Here is a 19,651-nt window from a genome sequence, read left to right as displayed (position 1 = left end):
TATCCACATGTGCATGGAGAGCGGCATTAATTCGTTGTACGATACGGGAGAATGACATACAGACTGCGGCTTTCATCCAGCGGTTTGAGGATAATCGGACTCATCATTCCGGTAAAAGCAATTACGAGCTGCTCACTCTCAACTACCTTGAGTACATCCAGCATATATTTCGAGTTGAAGGAGATCTTGAGCGGTTCGCCTTTAAAATCAATAACTTCCAGCTCTTCCCGCACTTTACCCAGCTCCGATGAGCTGGACGAAATTTCAACATCACCATTATCCAGCGTCTGCATGCGTACAATATTCGTTTTTTCCTCGCGGGACAACAAATAAGCACGGTCAATCGATTCGCTGAGTTTTTTTGTATCCAAAGTTAGTTCTGTTTTGTAGGCAGTCGGAATAATTCTAGAAGTATCCGGATAAATCCCGTCCAGGATCCTCGAATAGAACAGCACCTTGTCGATCTTGAACAGCACCTGGTTGTCAGCCACTACAATGTCTACCAGCATATTCTGGTCCGGAATAATTTTGCTGAGTTCGTTCAGCGTTTTACCGGCAATGACAACATTAGCAAATTGGACACTTTCAGTACCCTCCAGATGCGCAGCTCTTGTTGCCAGACGGTGGCGGTCGGTCGCTGTGAACTTGAATTCATTATCGCTAAGATTCCACAGAATCCCTGTCAAAATGGGAGTTGTCTCCTGTGTGGAGATGGAGAAAGCAGTTTGTTTGATCATATTTTTCAGCAAATCACCAGGCAATGAGATGGTCTCGTTCTCCTCAATGCTAGGCAGTACAGGGAACTCCTCGGGATCAAGGCCTACGATTTGAATCTCGGTGGAACCGGAAGAGATGTAGGTTTGAAAACCTTCCTTGACTTCCATGTGAATTTCTTTGGAGGGAAGCTTCTTGATAATCTCAACGAAGAACTTGGCTGGAAGCACAACGCTTCCGGGCTGCTCGACTTTTACAATCGTATGGCTATCATCTTCAGCAGGAATAAAGGATTGGATCGAGATATCCGTATCGCTGGCAGTCAAGGTAACTCCCTGATGGCTAACTTCAAACTTGATACCGGTCAGAATAGGGATGGTGGTTCTGCTGGAGATTGCTTTGGATACGTGACCTATCGATTCGTTGAGTTCATTTTTAAGAATGCTTATTTTCATGATTTCACTCCTAGCTGAAAAATTGGGAAATGGGTGATGGTTCTTCCTCTACGAAACGGGGCTCTTAGAAGATGAATTATTATAGTTATTTATTAGTATTAGTAGTAGGGGCTCCGTTTATGTGGATAACCCCGAAAACAGCATAAAATTAAGCCTACCCACATGTGTATAGATTGTGTATAGGCTCTTAGTTCCTCTTATGAAGGATTTTTAATTTTCTCCGCAAGATTATTTACCACTTTGTACAACTCCTGGTCTACCTTTAATGACTGTGTAATCTTCTCATGGGCATGAATAACGGTTGTATGGTCCCGTCCTCCAAATGCCTCTCCGATCTTAGGCAGCGAATAATCCGTCAACTCCCGGGAGAGATACATGGCGATCTGCCGTGGGAAAGCTACAGCCTTGGTACGTTTACGCGCTTTGAAGTCTTCCATGCGTAAATTGTAATATTCGCCTACTTTTTGCTGAATATCATTAATTGTGATCATCTTCGGCCGGCTCGAAGGGATAATATCCTTAAGTGCTTCGGCTGCCAGATGAGTTGTTACATCCTGATTGGTCAGGGAAGAATAGGCGACTACGCGAATAAGTGCACCTTCCAGTTCCCTAATATTCGTATCGATCTGATTGGCAATGTACATCATTGCTTCATTCGGAATATCGAGGTTCTCTGCCTTGGCTTTCTTACGCAGAATGGCAATACGCGTCTCCAGATCCGGCGGCTGAATGTCGGTGATGAGTCCCCATTCAAACCGGGAGCGCAGCCGTTCTTCCAATGTGGGAATTTCCTTTGGGGGACGGTCGCTAGAGATAATAATTTGTTTGCGTTCTTCGTGCAAAGCATTGAACGTATGGAAAAATTCCTCCTGCGTTGACTCCTTGCCGGCGAGGAATTGGATGTCGTCAATGAGCAAAATGTCAACATTTCGGTACTTGTTACGGAAGCTTTCTCCTCGGTTATCACGGATGGAATTGATGAACTCATTGGTGAATTTCTCGGACGAGATATAGATAACCTTATTGTTCGGGTTATGTTCGAGCACATAATGTCCAATTGCATGCATCAAATGAGTTTTCCCTAATCCCACGCCTCCGTAAAGAAACAATGGATTGTAAGCTTTGGCCGGTGCTTCTGCCACTGCCAGTGAGGCAGCATGTGCAAAGCGGTTGCCGGAACCGATGACGAACGTATCAAAAGTGTATTTGGGATTAAGCAAATGGGTCTGCGCTTCTTCACGCGATACCGCTGGAGAAGGAGACATTTGTTGAACTATCGGCTCGGCCGGTTTGTTCTCCTCAATGACAAATCTGACCTCAACTTGCTCTCCGGTAACTTCATAAACCGTAGCTCCTACCAATTTTGTATAACGACTTTCCAGCCATTCTACGGCAAAGGTTGTAGGCGCCGAGATGATTAGAGCCTGAGGGCCAAAAGTAAGCGCCTTCGTGGCCTTAAACCAGGTATCAAAGCTCGGCTTGCTTAGTTTGGTTTGAATAATCGATAAAATTTGCTGCCATAATTCGGAAGTATGGCTGTCCACAGACTGTCACTCCTTTAAATCTTCCAAATGTGGCATCAGCCATGAAGTGGAAATGTCGAAGAAAATGGGTTGGTGCTGAATCTTATCCCCAATAGGCAATATATAGAGACAAAAAAACATGGATAAATTTGAATTGTTCACAACTTTATCCACAGCTTGTTGATAATATAGGGAACAAACAAATCTATTCACATTCAAAAGTAATACCATCATAGCAAAACCCCCCTTGTTTTTCAATGTGCGCGGCCATTTTATCCACAAATTCAATCACTTGTGTATAATTTTTAAGAACAACACTAGATATTGTTGATAATTTGTTTACCATTCGACAGGATCTCCTATGCCGGCGAATTTTTTATACACAGGTTGTTCGAAGCTGTGAGCATTAATTTTGATTTTTTAATAACAGGTGGATAACTGTAAAACGCTGTGGATTACTTTTCAGGAAAACACATTGTGGATAAAAGTTATGAAAAAGAGGATGAATAAGGGTAAGCAGACAAGGTTGACTTTTGTACAGATTGTGTGATTTAATATATAAAGGTGTTTTCTGTGAGGATATGTCTCCAAATTAAAATGATAATACTTGTAGATACTGTCCCTACTTCAAGGACGGCCTAGTCCGTTTCTGCTTATATGACAGTAATTATGATCCTGTAAGGGAGGTGCAATACATGAGACCGACGTTCAAACCGAATGTGAGCAAACGCAAGAAGGTGCATGGTTTCCGCAAAAGAATGAGCACGAAAAACGGCCGTAAAGTGCTGGCAGCCCGCCGCCTGAAAGGCAGAAAAGTTTTGAGTGCGTAAGTTAGGCCACTTAAGGACCACTACGGTGGTCCTTTTTTAAATGTTGGGGACGTATTGTTTTATATCCTTAAATTAATTACTTCCTTATATACCGTCAGAAACGGTTCTCACACTAGAAAGGGACAAGGGCAACTGTTTCTTCTCATTGTATGGAATTATTCAGCTCTGCAGTGGAATACGCCTATGACAGCGTTGCTACACTTTGCGGGGCTTTTTAATGTACGAATATAATTGATGTGAGATGAAGCAGTGATCAGAACAAGAGCTGTTTATGCCAGCTCCCCGATGACTATACTAATTAGAAGATAAAATTCCGGAGCACTTTGAGTCCGGTCTTTGAATAGGAGATTCCCGTGCACAAAAGTCTAAGATTACGAAACCGTGCCGACTTCAGCCGCGTATACCGCCATGGGAAGTCTTTTGCCAATCATCAGTTCGTGGTGTATTGGTTCAGCAGAAGAGAGGTGGAGCGGTTCCGGCTTGGAGTATCGGTCAGCAAGAAGGTCGGAAACGCGGTTGTCCGCAATCGGATGCGACGGCTGGTCAAAGAGATTGTCAGACATCATGAACCGGAAATTTCCGGAGGTATTGATATGGTGTTTATCGTAAGAAAAGGGGCACTCTCCAAGGATTATGCGGAACTGGAGAAAAGCGTTCTTCATGTGCTTCGCAAAGCCAAGCTGCTCAAGGCTTCACGCGCGTAATAGGGGCAGAATGGGCTTGTTTATTTGTATTCATAAATATGATATGATTTACGGTGCAATGGAATGTTTAAGAGAGGGGTTTTGAAGTGTCTCTATTGAAGACTAAACGAGGAAAATGGTTTCTTCTCCTCGGTGTAATGGTATTAATGATTGCTGTTCTGTCGGGGTGCTCTCCGTCGTCAACAACTGTGACGCATACTACGGAGGATTTGAAGCACGGAAGCTTCTGGCAGAGTAATGTGGTTTATTATTTTGCCACAGCCTTGGATACCTTTGCTAAATGGTTTAATGGACAATATGGCTTAGCCGTCCTTGTAATGGTTATTATTGTCCGCACAATTATCCTGCCGCTTACGATGAAACAGGTAAAAAGCTCGCGTGCGATGCAGGCTATTCAACCGGAACTCGAGAAAATTAAGAAAAAATATAAAGATACGCCTGAAAAGGTACAACAGGAAACGATGCGCCTGTTCCAGGAGAACAAGGTTAACCCAATGGCCGGCTGTCTGCCGCTGATTGTGCAAATGCCGATCTTTATCGCGCTTTACAATTCGATCTATTATAACCCGTCTCTGCGTGAGCACTCGTTCCTGTGGCTTCAGCTCGGCAAGCCCGATCATCTGTTCATCCTTCCGCTATTGGCAGCAGCGACTACATTCCTGCAGACCCGGATGATGACCAAGATGAACCCTGTGCAACAGCAGGGCCCTATGCAGTTCATGATGATGGTATATCCAGTTCTAATTTTCATCATGTCCTACAACTTCCCGTCTGCACTTCCGCTGTATTGGTTTTACAGTAACTTGTATACCATTATTCAGAACTATTTCTTGTACCGCAACAATGACAAAGCCAAATTGGCTATAGCTACTGCTGGTGCAGGCACAGGTAGCACCAAAGAAGTTAATCTGGTGAAGAGTAAGAATAACTCCGCCCGCAAGGATGTTACTCCTGCTGCAAAAGGCAATAGCAGCAAAGGAAATAAGGAGGCCAAAAAGTCAAAATGAGCAAAGTCGTCGCGACAGGGAAAACCATTGAAGATGCTGTAGAACGAGGCCTTAACCAGCTTGGAGTTCACAAGGACCGGGTAACGGTCAACGTATTGGAACAGCCGTCAAGAGGATTCCTGGGATTGATCGGTGCGAAGGGTGCCAAGGTCGAACTGACCTTGATTGCCGAAGCCGCACCGGCATCAGCGGCGAGTGCTCCGTCACTGCCTCATCAGTCAACAAGAGAGAGCAAACCAGAGGCTGCCGGCGGTGTACCACGCCAAGATTCCGGACACCCGGTAGAGGATGCTTACCAAGAGGCCGTTCATTTCATTGTGGATGTCGCCAAGAGCATGGGGCTTGAGGTGGAAGTTGAAATCATTCATGCCAAGGAATCAACAGTTCTACAAATATCCGGTCCGGACCTGGGGCTGCTGATCGGCAGAAGAGGACAAACTCTTGATGCTCTGCAGTATCTGGCCAATATTGTTGCCAACCGTTATTCTGATAGTTTTATCCGGCTTGTGCTGGATGCGGAGAATTTCCGCGAACGCCGTAAGAAGACTCTGGAAGAGCTGGCTGACCGCTTGGCTGGACGGGTTGTTCGTACCCGCAAAGAGGTCGTTCTGGAGCCGATGTCCCCTCAAGAACGGAAAATTATTCACTCCAGATTACAGGACCACCGGCAGGTCAACACACTCAGCAAGGGTGAAGAACCGAACCGCCGCGTCGTTATCACTTTGAAGTAGAGACTATATTGCCGCAATGACTCCTTGACCAATATAAGGGGTCATTGTTTTTTTCGAATACAAGACCAAAATCATTCATTCAGCCGGAGCTGAAGTGCAGAACAAATTGAGGTGAATAGAGTATGCTTAGTGACACCATCGCTGCTGTATCTACAGCATTAGGCGAAGGAGGGATAGCGATTATCCGGGTTAGTGGCCCCCAAGCGATTTCCCAGGTGGCTCCATTGTTTCGCAGTAAAACACCTCTTACAGAGGTGGAATCGCATACTGTTCATTACGGGCATATCATCAGTCCTGATGACGGAGAGCGAATGGAAGAAGTGCTAGTCACTGTGATGAAGGGACCACGTTCATTTACGACTGAGGATGTAGTTGAAATAAGCGCCCATGGGGGTGTGATCTCGGTTCGGAGAGTCATGGATCTGCTGTTGCAGCAGGATATTAGACTTGCAGAACCTGGGGAATTCACCAAGCGCGCATTTTTGGGCGGACGTATTGATCTTTCCCAAGCAGAGGCGGTAATCGATCTGATCCGTTCGAAATCGGACCGTGCTTTTTCGGTTGCGCTGAAGCAGGTTAGCGGTTCCTTATCTGAACGTATTCACACACTCCGCCATACACTTATTGAAACATTGGCTCATATTGAAGTGAATATTGATTATCCTGAGCATGATGTGGAATCCTTGACTGCTGAATTTATTAAAGATAAAAGTACAGAAGTTATGGATGGCATCAACAGACTGCTTAAAACGGCAAATGAAGGAAAAATATTGCGCGAGGGCATTACGACTGCGATCGTCGGCCGTCCCAATGTTGGCAAGTCCTCCTTGCTTAACGCGCTTGCCCGTGACAACAAAGCGATTGTAACCGATATTCCGGGAACAACGCGTGATGTTATAGAAGAGTATGTAACGATTAACAATATCCCGCTAAAGCTGCTTGATACTGCTGGAATTCGCGAAACAATGGATATTGTAGAGAAAATAGGCGTTGAACGCTCCAAGGCGGCATTTAGTGATGCTGATCTCATCCTGCTTGTTTTGAACTCAGCGGATGAGCTTCATGAGGATGAATTGGCATTAATGGAACAAATCCAAGGTAGACAAGCACTGGTGATCATGAATAAAATGGACCTACCTTCCCGTTTGGACAAAGATAAACTGCGCTCTTATTTTAGCGAATCGAGTATTGTTCCGATGTCTGTGCTGGAGGAGGAAGGTTTAGATAAGCTGGAGGAAGCAATCTCTGAGCTCTTTTTTGAAGGTAAGCTGGAATCAGGGGATCTGACTTATGTAAGCAATGTAAGGCATATTGCTCTGCTCAAAAAGGCTTATAAATCCTTGCAGGATGCCTACGAGGCTGCTGATATGCATATTCCTATAGATATGATTCAAATTGATGTGCGTCTTGCGTGGGAGCAGCTCGGAGAGATTATTGGAGATACGGCTGCTGATTCGCTCTTGGATCAAATCTTCTCACAATTTTGTTTGGGTAAATAACTGCGCTTGATAAGCGTATCCACTATAAAAAGAAAAAACTAGGAGGTAACACCTATGAACTTTGATGGAGGCAGCTATGACGTAGTGGTCATTGGCGCAGGCCATGCCGGCTGCGAGGCTGCACTTGCCGCAGCACGAATGGGCTGCCGCACGCTGATGATTACAATCAATCTGGATATGGTAGCCTTCATGCCATGCAATCCGTCCATTGGCGGGCCCGCCAAAGGGCATGTTGTACGTGAGATCGATGCACTTGGCGGCGAAATGGGCCGCAATATTGATAAGACCTTTATTCAGCTGCGCATGCTTAACACCGGTAAAGGTCCTGCAGTACATGCGCTACGTGCACAAGCAGACAAATTTCTCTATCAGCACGCGATGAAGGAAACGATGGAGAAAACTCCAAATCTGACCCTCCGCCAGGGGATGGTGGAGGAACTGATTGTTGAAAATGGGAATGTTGCCGGTGTCATCACAAAGACAGGAACGGTATACCATAGCAAAACAGTCATTTTGACTACAGGAACCTACCTGCGCGGCAAAGTGATCATGGGTGAGTTGACTTATGAGAGCGGGCCGAACAATCAGCAGCCTTCGGTTAGACTTTCCGAGAATTTGCGCGAACTTGGATTTGAGCTTGTTCGATTTAAGACTGGCACACCACCACGGGTGCATAAGGATACGATTGATTTTTTCAAGACTGAAATTCAGCCTGGGGATGAGAAGCCGAAGTTCTTTTCCTTCGAAACCAAATCATCTGATAATGAACAGTTGCCCTGCTGGCTGACCTACACTTCCGAAGTTACCCATCAGATCATCAATGATAATCTGCACCGGGCTCCGATGTTCACGGGTATTATTGAAGGAACAGGTCCAAGATATTGTCCTTCCATTGAAGACAAGGTGGTGCGTTTCAGTGATAAATCCCAACATCAGATCTTCCTAGAGCCTGAAGGTAAGAACACAGCTGAATATTATGTTCAAGGGTTATCTACCAGTCTTCCTGAAGATGTCCAATTGGCTGTCCTGCGTTCTATTCCTGGGATGGAAAAGGTAGAAATGATGCGCAATGGTTATGCGATTGAATATGATGCAATGGTTCCAACTCAGCTTTGGCCTTCACTGGAAACCAAACGTCTGCCTGGACTATTCACAGCTGGACAGATTAACGGGACATCGGGTTATGAGGAAGCGGCAGGACAAGGGGTTATCGCTGGTATTAATGCGGCCCGCAAGGTACAAGAGAAAGATCCGGTTGTGCTGGACCGTTCACAAGGATATATTGGCGTTCTAATTGACGATTTGGTTACCAAAGGAACCAATGAGCCTTACCGGCTGCTGACATCACGTGCAGAATACCGTCTATTGCTTCGTCATGACAATGCGGATTTGCGTTTGACGCCAATTGGTTATGATATTGGTCTGATTCCTGAACCGCGTTATGAAGCTTTCCTGGAGAAAAAAGAACGGGTAGAGCGTGAAATCATTCGTCTTCGGGAAACCAAGGTGAAGCCTGTCGATGTCAACACTGCACTTTCAGAATATGAATCCGCGCCTATTGTTGATGGAAGTAACCTGTTGACACTGATGCGGCGCCCGGAGCTTACTTACAGTTTCGTGGATCAGGTGTCACCTTCTCCTGAAGGTTTGGATGAAGAAATGAAGGAGCAGGTAGAAATACAGATCAAATATGCCGGGTATATTGAAAAACAGCTTCAGCATGTAGAAAAGCTGCAAAAGATGGAGAAAAAGAGGATTCCAGACGATATCAACTATAATGAAATTCATGGTCTGGCTATGGAAGCCCGGCAAAAGCTGACTAAAATTGCCCCTATCTCTATTGGTCAGGCATCTCGAATTTCTGGTGTAACCCCGGCTGACATTTCAATACTCCTTGTACACTTGGAGCATTATAACCGTGTGACAGCAGCGAAAGGATAATCTATGGATAACACTGCAGCCCAGTTTACTGCTTTACTGCAAGATCAAGGAATCACAATAACACCAAAGCAGTTAGAGCAATTTGAACTTTATTTCAAAGAGCTTGTTTCATGGAATGAGAAAATGAACCTTACCGGCATAACTGAACGTGACCAAGTGTACATGAAGCATTTTTATGATTCACTTTCTCTTTCTTTCTACATGAATATGGAGGATGTGAATAAACTTGCGGATATCGGTTCAGGTGCTGGATTCCCTGGAATTCCCCTGAAAATTTGTTTTCCGCATTTAAAACTTACTATTGTAGATTCGCTTAGCAAACGCATTTCATTTCTCCAACACGTCTGTGATACATTGGAATTGCAAAATGTACAATTGATTCATGGAAGGGCTGAGGATATAGCACGTCAGTTTGTTCACCGTGATGCTTATGATTTGGTAACGGCACGAGCTGTTGCACGATTATCGCTGTTGAATGAATTTTGTCTCCCCTTTACCCGTAAAGATGGAGTTTTCGCAGCGATGAAGGGCAACGATCCTACCGAGGAGTTGACTGAGGCTAAGCGCAGCTTTAAGGAATTGCGTGCTGAACTGCTTAAGGTAGAATCATTTAGTCTTCCTGTTGAAGAATCGGCTCGGCATATTATTTTAATTCACAAAACTGGCGCGACACCAGCAAAATACCCGCGTAAAGCAGGAACACCTGCTAAAGCTCCATTAATTTGATTGTTTCACGTGAAACATTTCCTAAGTCGTTCAGCAAACAAAAAAACGAACCTTTTCTCTCTGAAGAGGCTCGTTTTTTTTGTTTGGGACGAGATTAGCATGAAATGCAGGAAAAATAGGTCTCTTTGGAGAATAGGATTATAGGTTGAAAAGTGATAGAATAATATAGTAAGACTTTTCATGCGTAAGCGATTCAGTCGCTGCAGAATCTCCAATATGTGAAGGATTAAGTCTGGGGTGGTTTTCAGGTTGTTTCATTAAATGTATACCTGAAAGCAATGCGTAGTATTGCTGCTCCGGAAGCATACGCTTCTTTTGAGGACGGCGTAGCCGCTTCTACTTGCTGTACGATAAGCTTTTCGCTAGGCAAGGTCAAGAAGATCGTACTATAACGAAATTAGGTGGTTATGAACGGAATGAAAGAACAATTCACCAAGCTTTTTGGATTTACCGAGCGGAGCAGCGGAGAAGAGGTCAAACAGATCCCGGTTCATGAGGTCATCAGTAGTCCTTATCAGCCCCGGACGATTTTTGATGACGAAAAGATAGACGAGCTATGTCAAACTATCAAAACTCATGGGGTTATCCAGCCGATAGTCGTTCGTATACGTGATTCTCAATATGAGATCATTGCAGGAGAGCGACGCTGGCGAGCAGTTAAAAAACTGGGGATGGAAACGATCCCGGCTATTATTCGTGAGTTTAATGATTCACAGGCTGCTTCTATTGCTTTAATAGAAAATTTGCAGCGTGAGAATTTGACCTCAATTGAAGAGGCTATCGCATACCAGAAACTAATCGATCTTCACCAGCTGACTCAAGAGAGCCTAGCGCAGCGGCTTGGCAAGAGTCAATCAACCATCGCCAACAAAATCCGCTTGCTAAATCTCCCTGAACAAGTGAAAACAGCATTAATGGAAAGACAAATTACAGAGCGACATGCAAGATCACTGCTATCGCTTGATACAGTTGAAATGCAGCTGAAGGTTCTGGGTGAGATCATTTCCAAAGGGTTGAATGTGAAACAAACGGAAGCGCGTATTGCCTTCTATAAAGCAGTAAATCAAACCAAAAAATCAAAACGGGTTTCCTACACTAAGGATGTTCGTCTCGCTCTTAATACAATTCGTCAATCCATAGATATGGTTTCGGGTTCAGGAATGGAGATTAAAACCTCTGAAAACGACCGCGGTGACCATTATGAGATTGTCATTCAAATTCCAAAACGATAAATGGTTTCAACAAGCTGAAGGCGGCCCTGAGGTGATTGGCCGCCTTTTCTGTGACCTGAACCGGAGTATTGTCAAATAAACAAAATGTGAGTGTTATCTGTATATTTGCTTATATTTTTTGTGAAATTGATGCCATAGCTCAGCAGGCGGTTAATGCCGTTACAACTCACGACCTACAAGATGATTCTTCCTAACAATTCGAGGTGAAATTAGTGTCCAAGATTATTGCTATAGCAAATCAAAAAGGTGGTGTTGGTAAAACAACAACCTCTGTAAACTTAGGTGCCGGAATGGCTACTTTAGGAAAAAGAGTGCTTCTTGTTGATATCGACCCACAAGGAAACACTACAAGCGGCGTTGGCATCAACAAAGCGGATGTAGCAAATTGCATTTATGATATTCTTATTAATGAAGCGAATCCCCAAGAAACGATATTAGAGACACAAATCGATGGTCTCCATATTATTCCAGCAACTATTCAATTGGCAGGTGCGGAAATTGAATTAGTGTCCACTATTTCCAGAGAGCTAAAGCTGAAGAAGGCTTTAAATGCTGTGAAATCAAATTACGACTATATTATTATTGACTGTCCTCCGTCATTGGGTATCCTTACCATAAATTCACTAACCGCAGCTGATTCTGTTATCATTCCAATTCAATGTGAATATTACGCACTGGAGGGTTTGAGCCAACTATTGAATACGGTTCGTTTGGTTCAGAAAAATCTTAATCCTCATCTCAAAATTGAGGGAGTGCTTTTGACAATGCTGGATGCCCGTACGAATCTGGGGATTCAGGTTATCGAGGAAGTAAAGAAATATTTTCAGGAAAAGGTGTACAGAACGATTATTCCACGTAATGTGAGACTAAGTGAAGCCCCTTCACACGGGCAATCCATTATTACTTATGACAATCGCTCCAAAGGTGCAGAAGTATACCTGGAGTTGGCAAAGGAAGTGATTTCTTATGAGTAAGCGTTTAGGGAAAGGCCTCGATGCATTAATACCATCCTTATCCATCAACGAAGATGATAAGGTTGTGGAGATCCCTTTAGCGCAATTACGGGCGAACCCTTATCAACCGCGTAAGGATTTCAATGAAGAGGCCATTCAGGAATTGGCTGAATCGATAAGACAACATGGAGTCATACAGCCGATTATCGTTCGGAGCGTTCTCAAAGGCTATGAAATCATTGCCGGCGAGCGTAGATTCAGAGCATCGCAGTTTTGTGGTAAAGCAACTATTCCAGCAGTTATCCGTAGTCTAAGCGACCAACAGGTTATGGAAATTGCGCTGATTGAGAATTTACAGCGTGAAAACTTGAATGCAATGGAGATTGCGGTTGCCTACCAAGGGCTGATGGATCAATTCGCACTTACCCAGGAAGAGCTCTCTTTAAAGGTAGGAAAGTCCAGATCGCATATCGCCAATTTCCTGCGTCTGCTTTCTTTACCGGAAGAGGTGAAGGAATATGTTTCACGTGGAACAATTTCCATGGGACATGCCAGAGCTATTGTAGCACTTAAAGACCCGGAAACTGTTAAACAACTGGCGGAACAATGTGTGGAACAGCAATGGAGTGTTAGAGAGTTGGAAGAGGTTGTTAAGAATTTGGACCGTAAACCAACTGGTGCAATTAAGGCGAAGATAGTAAAGCGCGATCCGTATATTGATAATGTTGAAGAGTTGTTGCGTGAGAGATTCAAAACAACAGTGAAGATAAAGCAGGGTAAGGAAAAAGGGAAAATTGAATTGAACTATTACAGTGCCCAAGACCTGGAAAGATTGTTGGAACTATTGGGCAACTGATATGGATATCTGTGCTGAAAACATATCCTGAGATATCCCTTAAAACGGATATGGAGGGGTATGTTTTTTGATGAAAGGGTGGAGGGTAAGGGAATGGAGGAATTGGTCTATTTGGATCATGCGGCAACCTCGTGGCCAAAACCGCTGGAGGTTGGATCGGCCATGATGGACGCACTGCAAAATTCCGGAGCGAATGCCGGGCGTGGAAATCATTCATTAGCCATAGGAGCCGGGCGTGTACTTGTGAGAGCGCGGAGTAAGCTAGCTGAACTCTTTTCTGTCTCCAATGCCCAAAATATTGCCTTCACACACAATACTACAATGGGGCTAAATATGGCCATTAAGGGTACACTTCAACCAGGGGATCATGTTATTACAACAATGACGGAACATAACTCCGTGCGTAGACCTTTGGAATTTTTGCGTCAAACCCTGGGTATCTCCATTGATTATGTGAAGGTTGATCGTGATGGACAAGTGGATTTGCTTGAATTGCAAAGGACCTTTAAGCCAAATACAAAAATGGTGATATGCAATCACAGCTCTAACCTGTTTGGAAGTATTCTGCCTATTGGTGAGATTGGAGATATTGCCAAATCAAACGGTGCAGTCTTTCTGGTGGATGCTGCTCAAAGTGCAGGTTCATTAACTATTGATGTAAAAAAAATGAATATAGATCTGCTTGCATTTCCAGGACATAAAGGGTTGCTGGGGCCACAAGGTACCGGAGGGTTGTATATAGCGCCAGAGCTGGATCTGATCCCTCTAATGCATGGAGGCACTGGGAGTCAGTCCGAAAATAGCGAACAGCCTAACGTGCGACCGGATCGGTATGAGGCAGGGACGCAAAACGGGGTGGGGATAGCCGGACTGCTGGCAGGAGTGACGAAGGTGATGTCTCTGGGTCCGGAAAACATCCACCTTCAGGAGTGGGAGCTGACTCAGAAGCTCATGGAAGGGCTGTCTGTTATTCCTGGAATGAAGCTGCTCGGGCCGGGAATAGGTTCAGAACGTAGTGGGATAGTATCCTTTGTCATTGAGGGGGAGGATTCAGCGGATATCGCTCATCGCCTCGATCGTAAACATAATATTGCTGTGCGAGCAGGAATGCATTGTACTCCGCTAGCTCATAAAGCTGCATCAACACTCAAAAGTGGGGCTGTAAGGGCAAGCGTCGGTGTCACTTCAACAGATGAGGATGTTCACAGAATGCTGATTGCAATGACAGAAATGTATGGACAGAAAAAATAGTATATCGAGCAAACATATATTGGCCCCATTGCTATACCATGGTTATGTGTGAAAAAGAGGTAGTAAAATGATTGGATACGTGAAATATATTTACACTTATATTTATACAGAAGGATGGTCTGTACATGTCGGAGTTAAATGAAGTGATTACTGAGCAATTGTCGGTATTCATCATGGGGTTTGCATTGATTATCATGGTGCTGGCAATCGTCTTGATTATTCAGGGAGCAAGGATTCGTAAAATGCGGCGGAAATATGAGGCAATGATGACCGGTAATGGTGTGGAAGATCTGGAAAGTCTACTAATCGATCTCAGAAACCAGGGGGACATGCTGGAAGAAACTCAGCGGGAGCACAAGACGATGATTGAGGCAGCACAGGTCAAACTCCGAGGCATGAAGTCAAAGGTTGCAGTGAAACGATACAATGCTTTTGGAGAGCGGGGGAATGACCTGAGCTTCTCGATGGCCATCATTGACGACAACCGGAGTGGTGTTGTCTTGACTAGTCTTCATAACCGTGAAAATTCATATATTTACTCTAAGCCTCTTGAGGGCGGAGAATCGCAATATCCGCTGTCACCCGAAGAAAAGGAAGTTATTGCTCTCGCGTCGCAGCAGATCTAGCGTGAAGGTTCCATTGTCTTAAAGCGGAATAGAGACTGGAAGCGATGATGTCTGACAACCGCATGACTAGACTTAATCTTGTGTTCTGCAGGACAAAATACTCCATAAATCCGCCAACATTCACAATTCCGGTGAGGTGGATATCTCCGACAGGAGGAAGTTGTTTGTTAACTCCCGCTCCGGGTCTTAGTGGACCTTCGACAACCTGAATACATCCGACACTGGCGGAATGGCCCAAGCAGGCATCAATGCCGATGATAAATGGATTTTTGTGTTTTTCGTGAATAAGGGTAAGAGTTTCTTCTAAATTCACTGCGTGTACAGGCTCATCTAAGGTGCCATACAGATGAAACAAGGGGCTGTGAAATCGGGCTAATGCCGTTCCGACAAGCGGGCCGAGCGAATCGCCCGTTGAGCGGTCTGTACCCACACAGACTATTATGATTGGTGTATCTGAGCGGGTGCGGGAGAAATGAAACAACAGCCGATGTGTAATGGCAGAATAGATATTGGGATCAGCATGTGATATTTTTAAACAAGACGGTTCCGGCAATGAGACAGCTTTAGAAGAAAAATTCATAGGATCTTCCTTTCTGAGACGGAGCGTATGTGAAAATACCAGCAGATAAGCCATAGGATATTCAGGTTTGAGAGCCTGCTGATGATCCTAGTATATGGATGAAAAATGTTTTTTATACTTCACTCGATAGAGATAGGACGATAAACCCAGAAGGAGGCTTGCACATGGATGAGGAATTGCTGATTGCTTTTGACTCTACGCAACAGGCGCTGCGTGCAGAAATGCTGCTTGAATATGCGGAAATCGATATTGATATCTTCCCCACTCCGAAGGAGATTACTGCCGGGTGTGCAATGTCGATCCAATTCTTTCGGGGAGCACTGGGAGAGGTCCGCAAGATTGTAAAGGAACAGGATGTTGAGATACGCGGGATTTTTAGAGCAAATAAGAGTGATGGATATGAATTAATCGGAGAAAAGGAGGGGTTGGATGAATAGGTGGATCCTGGAGTCTATGACTGCCGCCAAGGCTGTGCAAAATGCAGTACAGTTCAAAGATAAGGTGTGGAACGTGGTAACAGATGCTGAAATGTGGGCGAATGTATTATTTGCAGGATTGCGTATTCTTTTAATCTTCATTTTGACCCGAGTTATTATTAAAGTTGTCTCTAAGGTGATTGACCGGTCGATGGAAAGGGAGACACGAGGAAAACTATTAGGGGATAGCCGCAGGTTCTCAACTGTAGGTGGATTACTGAAAAATGTGGTTACGTTCATCTGTAATTTTGTCATGATTATGCTGGTGCTTTCCGAGTTTCATTTCAATCTGGGTCCACTATTGGCAGGGGCTGGTGTAGTCGGACTTGCCATCGGGTTTGGAGCACAAAGTTTGGTCAAGGATGTAATCACAGGCTTTTTTATTATTTTTGAGGACCAGTTCGCTGTTGGTGATGTAATCCAGACAGGAACTTACAAAGGGACCGTAGAGATGATTGGTCTTAGAACGACAAGATTGCTTAGCAGTACTGGGGAAGTACACATTATCCCCAATGGCACCATTATCAACGTTACTAATTATTCACTGGCCAATGCTTTGGCAGTTGTGGATGTTCCGGTGAAGATTGAACGGGGTCTTGAGGGAACGCTGGCTTTGATCGGCGAAGCTCTGAAAGGGATAGAGGAGAGGAATCCAAATGTCGTTGCTTATCCGAAAGTTCTGGGGATTCAGTCCATGAGCACCTCCGAGTATGTGATTCGGGTGGCGGCGAATTGTCTTCCGAATGCCAGAGATGCTGCAGAGCGGCAGATCCAGAGCGATATAAAGCAGGCGCTGGAGAAGCAGAGTGCCCTGGAGACGGCTAAGGCTGAGCAGGAAGCCCGTGAGGAGGCGGAACGGGCTGCAAGGGCTTCAATGGAAGCGGAGGGCCTAGAGGAGGCACAGAGGGGGGATAACTCGGCACAAGCGAGATTGGGCAGACAGGTGGCGGCTACCCATGAAGGAGAAGAGGAGGGTCAGTAATGGAACGGAAGGTTTTTGGACTTGGTGATGTTGTTCTCATGAAAAAGCCGCATCCTTGCGGCACCAATGAAATGGAGATCATTCGTATGGGAATGGATATCCGGATCAAATGTACCGGTTGTCATCATAGTGTCCTCATTCCCCGTGCAAAGTTCGAGAAAAACATGAAAAAGGTGTTGCGTTCAGCCGCGGGAGAAACCAAAGAATAATTGGACTTGCAAAAGTAAAGTTGGCGTGCTACAATAATTCTTGCTGCGGAGAGGTACCCAAGAGGCCCAAGGGGGCTGACTCGAAATCAGTTAGGCGTGTCACAGCGTGCGTGGGTTCGAATCCCACCCTCTCCGCCACTTCAGTACTACATACATTAACTTACGAATCCTCCGTTGACATAACGGAGGATTTTTTTATTTTATGTAATGTCAATTCAAACGAAAAACAAAAGAGGGACCCTTTCAGGTCCCTCTCAAGAGGCAGTACATGGATAACGTTCGGATTTAATCTGTCTATAGCCGCTAAAGTGATGCAGGTTTTGCCAGGCTTATCCCTTTTTTAAGAGGAAGCCTTTACTCTCCCCGACTTACAATAGATGCTGATTCAGAATCCTTGTGATTGTGTTCGTCTACGACGTCCAACGGAACCACACCTCTCTTTTGTACTGCCTGAGAATAGTATGTCTCATGAGGTTTTTTTTATACATGTGATGTAAAAATTAATGAACCCGGGCTTTTTCAACCTTTTTCCACTTGCGGTCTTTATTTGAGGTTTCCGGAAAAGTGTCACCCCTCTTCATTTCAATTCGTTTTGGATTCTGAATTTGGGTATGGAAGCTTCGTGCTTCGCCAACCTCTGTGTAGATGCCCGGATTTGGAGCCTTATCGCCTTTTTCGTATTCGGTTTGCTCGCCCATTGGACCATTCCTCCTTGGATAGAGTGAGTAATTACGGTGTTATTATGCTCGGATCAATGTCTCTTCATGTAGCCTAAAAAGTACCCAATAGCCTTCTTGATAAAAATAACTTGCACTCCTTTGGGCAATTTGGTATATTAATTTGGTGCGAGTCTATGTTTGTGCTCGTTCCTTGCTCCTGACGTGATTAGGGGCCGCAGACCATAAGGAGGTGAAAATTATGCGCAAATATGAAGTCATGTACATTATTCGTCCTGACATTGAACAAGAAGCCGTTCAAGCAGCAGTCGAAAAATTCCAAGGCATCATCTCCAACGGCGGAGAAATTACAAAGCACGATGTGCAAGGTAAACGCCGTCTTGCGTATGAGATCAAGAAATTCCGTGATGGCGTTTTTGTTTTGGTTAACTTTACTGCAGAACCTGCAGTTGTTACCGAATTGGAACGTCTCATGAAGATTTCCGACGAAGTCATTCGTTATCTCATTACGAACGACGTTGCCTAAGATCTTGACAAGCTTTGTAACGAATCGCTTATAAGGAGGGGATTGAATTGTTGAACCGTATCATTCTGATCGGTCGGTTGACCCGTGACCCGGAACTTCGTTATACTCCCGCTGGTGTTGCCGTAACGCAGTTTACGCTTGCCGTAGACCGCAACTTTACGGGCCAGAACGGTGAACGCGAAGCGGACTTCATCCCGGTAGTAACCTGGAGACAGCTGGCTGAGACCTGTGCCAATTACTTGCGCAAAGGGCGTCTGGCAGCCGTGGAAGGCCGCATCCAAGTACGGAATTATGAGAATAACGAAGGAAAACGTGTATACGTTACTGAAGTTATTGCCGATAATGTCCGTTTCCTGGAATCCTCGCAGAATCGTGAAGGTGGCAATGCGCCAAGTGGCGGAAATGTACCAGAAGAACCATCCTATGGTGGCGGCGGTAACAGTGGACGCGGAAATAACAATAATTTCTCGCGTAACAACAATACTCAAGATCCTTTTTCGGGCGATGGAAAACCGATCGATATATCGGACGATGATTTGCCATTTTAATAAGGAAGGACTGAACTGACATGGCTTTCAAACAAAGAGAAGGCGGAGACAACGACAAAAGACCGGCACGTCGTGGTGGACGCAACAAGCGCAAAAAAGTGTGCTACTTCACTGTGAACAAGATTACTCACATTGACTATAAAGACACTGAGCTTCTGAAGAAGTTCATCAGTGAACGCGGAAAGATCTTGCCGCGTCGTGTAACAGGTACAAGTGCTAAATACCAACGCGCTCTGACCATTGCTGTAAAACGCTCGCGTCAAATCGCGCTGCTGCCTTACACAACGGAATAGGACGTTTCATGAAGGGGGTGTCCCATAAGCCATGAAATGGCTACTTGGGACATCCCTTGTTTTTGGAGTCGGACAAACGTTGTGCTCCGTGAGGACGCTCCGCGAACGGACCGTTGTTCCAATCGCTCTTGTGTCCAGATTTTTTTTATTCCCCTTAGCGGTGAAAATCCGGACACAAAGGCGAACGCTATCGCTTTTCCACAATCGTTCCGTCCTCTCCGCTGTTTAAGCGGGAAACATACTACAATATTTATAAAAACGCAAAAAAGAAACCACTCTTTTGGTAAAATGGAAGTGCGACCAACCATTTCA

23 protein-coding genes and 1 tRNA gene are annotated in these 19,651 nt (G+C 44.9%); 19 read left to right on the top strand and 5 right to left on the bottom strand.

From position 1 onward, the window contains the following. Nucleotides 1–26: 26 nt before the first annotated feature. The 3 genes from dnaN to A3844_RS32895 form a co-directional block, all read right to left on the bottom strand. Nucleotides 27–1,169 carry a DNA polymerase III subunit beta gene (gene dnaN / locus A3844_RS26615; protein ID WP_074100713.1) on the bottom strand — a complete coding sequence of 381 codons (1,143 nt, stop codon included), beginning with the start codon at nt 1,167–1,169 and terminating at the stop codon, nt 27–29. A gap of 197 nt (nt 1,170–1,366) precedes the next feature. After that, entirely contained in the window at nt 1,367–2,713 is a 1,347-nt protein-coding gene (dnaA, locus tag A3844_RS26610) for a chromosomal replication initiator protein DnaA (RefSeq protein WP_074100714.1), read from the bottom strand. Nucleotides 2,714–2,897: 184 nt separating this feature from the next. Continuing rightward, a complete protein-coding gene (locus A3844_RS32895; protein WP_167374746.1) occupies nt 2,898–3,038 on the bottom strand; it encodes a hypothetical protein in 141 nt (46 codons plus the stop codon). Nucleotides 3,039–3,387: 349 nt separating this feature from the next. Between A3844_RS32895 and rpmH the strand changes: the two genes are divergently transcribed. The 12 genes from rpmH (at nt 3,388) to A3844_RS26545 (ending at nt 15,048) form a co-directional block, all read left to right on the top strand. Then, nucleotides 3,388–3,522 carry a 50S ribosomal protein L34 gene (gene rpmH, locus A3844_RS26600; protein ID WP_019914530.1) on the top strand — a complete coding sequence of 45 codons (135 nt, stop codon included), beginning with the start codon at nt 3,388–3,390 and terminating at the stop codon, nt 3,520–3,522. A 353-nt stretch (nt 3,523–3,875) separates the two neighbouring features. Continuing rightward, entirely contained in the window at nt 3,876–4,226 is a 351-nt protein-coding gene (gene rnpA / locus A3844_RS26595) for a ribonuclease P protein component (protein WP_074086485.1), read from the top strand. Between the two features lie 86 nt (nt 4,227–4,312). Next, a complete protein-coding gene (locus A3844_RS26590; RefSeq protein ID WP_074086484.1) occupies nt 4,313–5,233 on the top strand; it encodes a YidC/Oxa1 family membrane protein insertase in 921 nt (306 codons plus the stop codon). Beyond that, nucleotides 5,230–5,964: an RNA-binding cell elongation regulator Jag/EloR gene (gene jag / locus A3844_RS26585; RefSeq protein WP_074086483.1), complete on the top strand. Its 735-nt coding sequence runs from the start codon at nt 5,230–5,232 to the stop codon at nt 5,962–5,964. The genes A3844_RS26590 and jag overlap by 4 nt, the downstream gene beginning before the upstream one ends. Nucleotides 5,965–6,086: 122 nt before the next feature. Beyond that, nucleotides 6,087–7,463: a tRNA uridine-5-carboxymethylaminomethyl(34) synthesis GTPase MnmE gene (gene mnmE, locus A3844_RS26580; RefSeq protein ID WP_074109019.1), complete on the top strand. Its 1,377-nt coding sequence runs from the start codon at nt 6,087–6,089 to the stop codon at nt 7,461–7,463. Between the two features lie 54 nt (nt 7,464–7,517). Then, complete coding sequence (gene mnmG, locus A3844_RS26575; RefSeq protein WP_074109018.1) at nt 7,518–9,404, top strand: tRNA uridine-5-carboxymethylaminomethyl(34) synthesis enzyme MnmG; 1,887 nt, start codon at nt 7,518–7,520, stop codon at nt 9,402–9,404. A 3-nt stretch (nt 9,405–9,407) separates the two neighbouring features. Then, nucleotides 9,408–10,130, top strand: a complete 723-nt coding sequence (gene rsmG / locus A3844_RS26570; protein ID WP_074086480.1) for a 16S rRNA (guanine(527)-N(7))-methyltransferase RsmG — start codon at nt 9,408–9,410, stop codon at nt 10,128–10,130. 416 nt (nt 10,131–10,546) lie between these two features. After that, nucleotides 10,547–11,362 carry a nucleoid occlusion protein gene (gene noc, locus A3844_RS26565; RefSeq protein WP_074086479.1) on the top strand — a complete coding sequence of 272 codons (816 nt, stop codon included), beginning with the start codon at nt 10,547–10,549 and terminating at the stop codon, nt 11,360–11,362. Nucleotides 11,363–11,574: 212 nt separating this feature from the next. Continuing rightward, entirely contained in the window at nt 11,575–12,336 is a 762-nt protein-coding gene (locus tag A3844_RS26560; protein WP_074086478.1) for a ParA family protein, read from the top strand. Continuing rightward, nucleotides 12,329–13,171: a ParB/RepB/Spo0J family partition protein gene (locus tag A3844_RS26555; protein WP_074086477.1), complete on the top strand. Its 843-nt coding sequence runs from the start codon at nt 12,329–12,331 to the stop codon at nt 13,169–13,171. Before A3844_RS26560 ends, A3844_RS26555 begins: the two co-directional genes overlap by 8 nt. 93 nt (nt 13,172–13,264) lie before the next feature. Beyond that, nucleotides 13,265–14,422, top strand: coding sequence for an aminotransferase class V-fold PLP-dependent enzyme (locus tag A3844_RS26550; RefSeq protein ID WP_074109023.1), 1,158 nt, complete (start codon nt 13,265–13,267; stop codon nt 14,420–14,422). 125 nt (nt 14,423–14,547) lie between these two features. Next, a complete protein-coding gene (locus tag A3844_RS26545; protein ID WP_074086476.1) occupies nt 14,548–15,048 on the top strand; it encodes a DUF4446 family protein in 501 nt (166 codons plus the stop codon). Here A3844_RS26545 and yyaC read toward each other — a convergent pair. Next, the gene (gene yyaC, locus A3844_RS26540) at nt 15,020–15,628 is read right to left on the bottom strand and encodes a spore protease YyaC (RefSeq protein WP_074086497.1); all 609 of its coding nucleotides are present in this window, start codon (nt 15,626–15,628) and stop codon (nt 15,020–15,022) included. The genes A3844_RS26545 and yyaC overlap by 29 nt on opposite strands. 164 nt (nt 15,629–15,792) lie before the next feature. On the opposite strand from yyaC, the gene A3844_RS26535 reads away from it, so the two are divergent. From A3844_RS26535 to A3844_RS26520, 4 genes are all read left to right on the top strand, one after another. After that, nucleotides 15,793–16,065 (top strand): putative Se/S carrier protein, encoded by a 273-nt coding sequence (locus tag A3844_RS26535; protein ID WP_074086475.1) that lies wholly within the window; start codon nt 15,793–15,795, stop codon nt 16,063–16,065. Continuing rightward, nucleotides 16,058–17,086, top strand: a complete 1,029-nt coding sequence (locus tag A3844_RS26530; RefSeq protein WP_074109017.1) for a mechanosensitive ion channel family protein — start codon at nt 16,058–16,060, stop codon at nt 17,084–17,086. The genes A3844_RS26535 and A3844_RS26530 overlap by 8 nt, the downstream gene beginning before the upstream one ends. Continuing rightward, on the top strand, nt 17,086–17,295 hold the full coding sequence (locus A3844_RS26525; RefSeq protein WP_074100718.1) for a DUF951 domain-containing protein: 210 nt from the start codon (nt 17,086–17,088) through the stop codon (nt 17,293–17,295). The genes A3844_RS26530 and A3844_RS26525 overlap by 1 nt, the downstream gene beginning before the upstream one ends. A gap of 47 nt (nt 17,296–17,342) precedes the next feature. Continuing rightward, nucleotides 17,343–17,433 (top strand) — tRNA-Ser (locus tag A3844_RS26520). A gap of 362 nt (nt 17,434–17,795) precedes the next feature. Here A3844_RS26520 and A3844_RS26515 read toward each other — a convergent pair. Beyond that, complete coding sequence (locus A3844_RS26515) at nt 17,796–17,993, bottom strand: YjzC family protein (protein WP_074086472.1); 198 nt, start codon at nt 17,991–17,993, stop codon at nt 17,796–17,798. A gap of 220 nt (nt 17,994–18,213) precedes the next feature. On the opposite strand from A3844_RS26515, the gene rpsF reads away from it, so the two are divergent. The 3 genes from rpsF to rpsR are packed head-to-tail and all read left to right on the top strand — an operon-like array spanning nt 18,214 to nt 19,339. After that, on the top strand, nt 18,214–18,498 hold the full coding sequence (gene rpsF / locus A3844_RS26510) for a 30S ribosomal protein S6 (RefSeq protein WP_074100720.1): 285 nt from the start codon (nt 18,214–18,216) through the stop codon (nt 18,496–18,498). Between the two features lie 47 nt (nt 18,499–18,545). After that, complete coding sequence (gene ssb / locus A3844_RS26505; RefSeq protein ID WP_074086470.1) at nt 18,546–19,046, top strand: single-stranded DNA-binding protein; 501 nt, start codon at nt 18,546–18,548, stop codon at nt 19,044–19,046. 20 nt (nt 19,047–19,066) lie between these two features. After that, the gene (rpsR, locus tag A3844_RS26500; RefSeq protein ID WP_019914552.1) at nt 19,067–19,339 is read left to right on the top strand and encodes a 30S ribosomal protein S18; all 273 of its coding nucleotides are present in this window, start codon (nt 19,067–19,069) and stop codon (nt 19,337–19,339) included. Nucleotides 19,340–19,651 lie beyond the last annotated feature (312 nt).

This window comes from Paenibacillus helianthi (assembly GCF_001909055.1).
In the GTDB taxonomy this organism is placed as follows: domain Bacteria; phylum Bacillota; class Bacilli; order Paenibacillales; family Paenibacillaceae; genus Paenibacillus_AQ; species Paenibacillus_AQ helianthi.
This window is presented reverse-complemented; position numbering and strand designations above follow the sequence as displayed.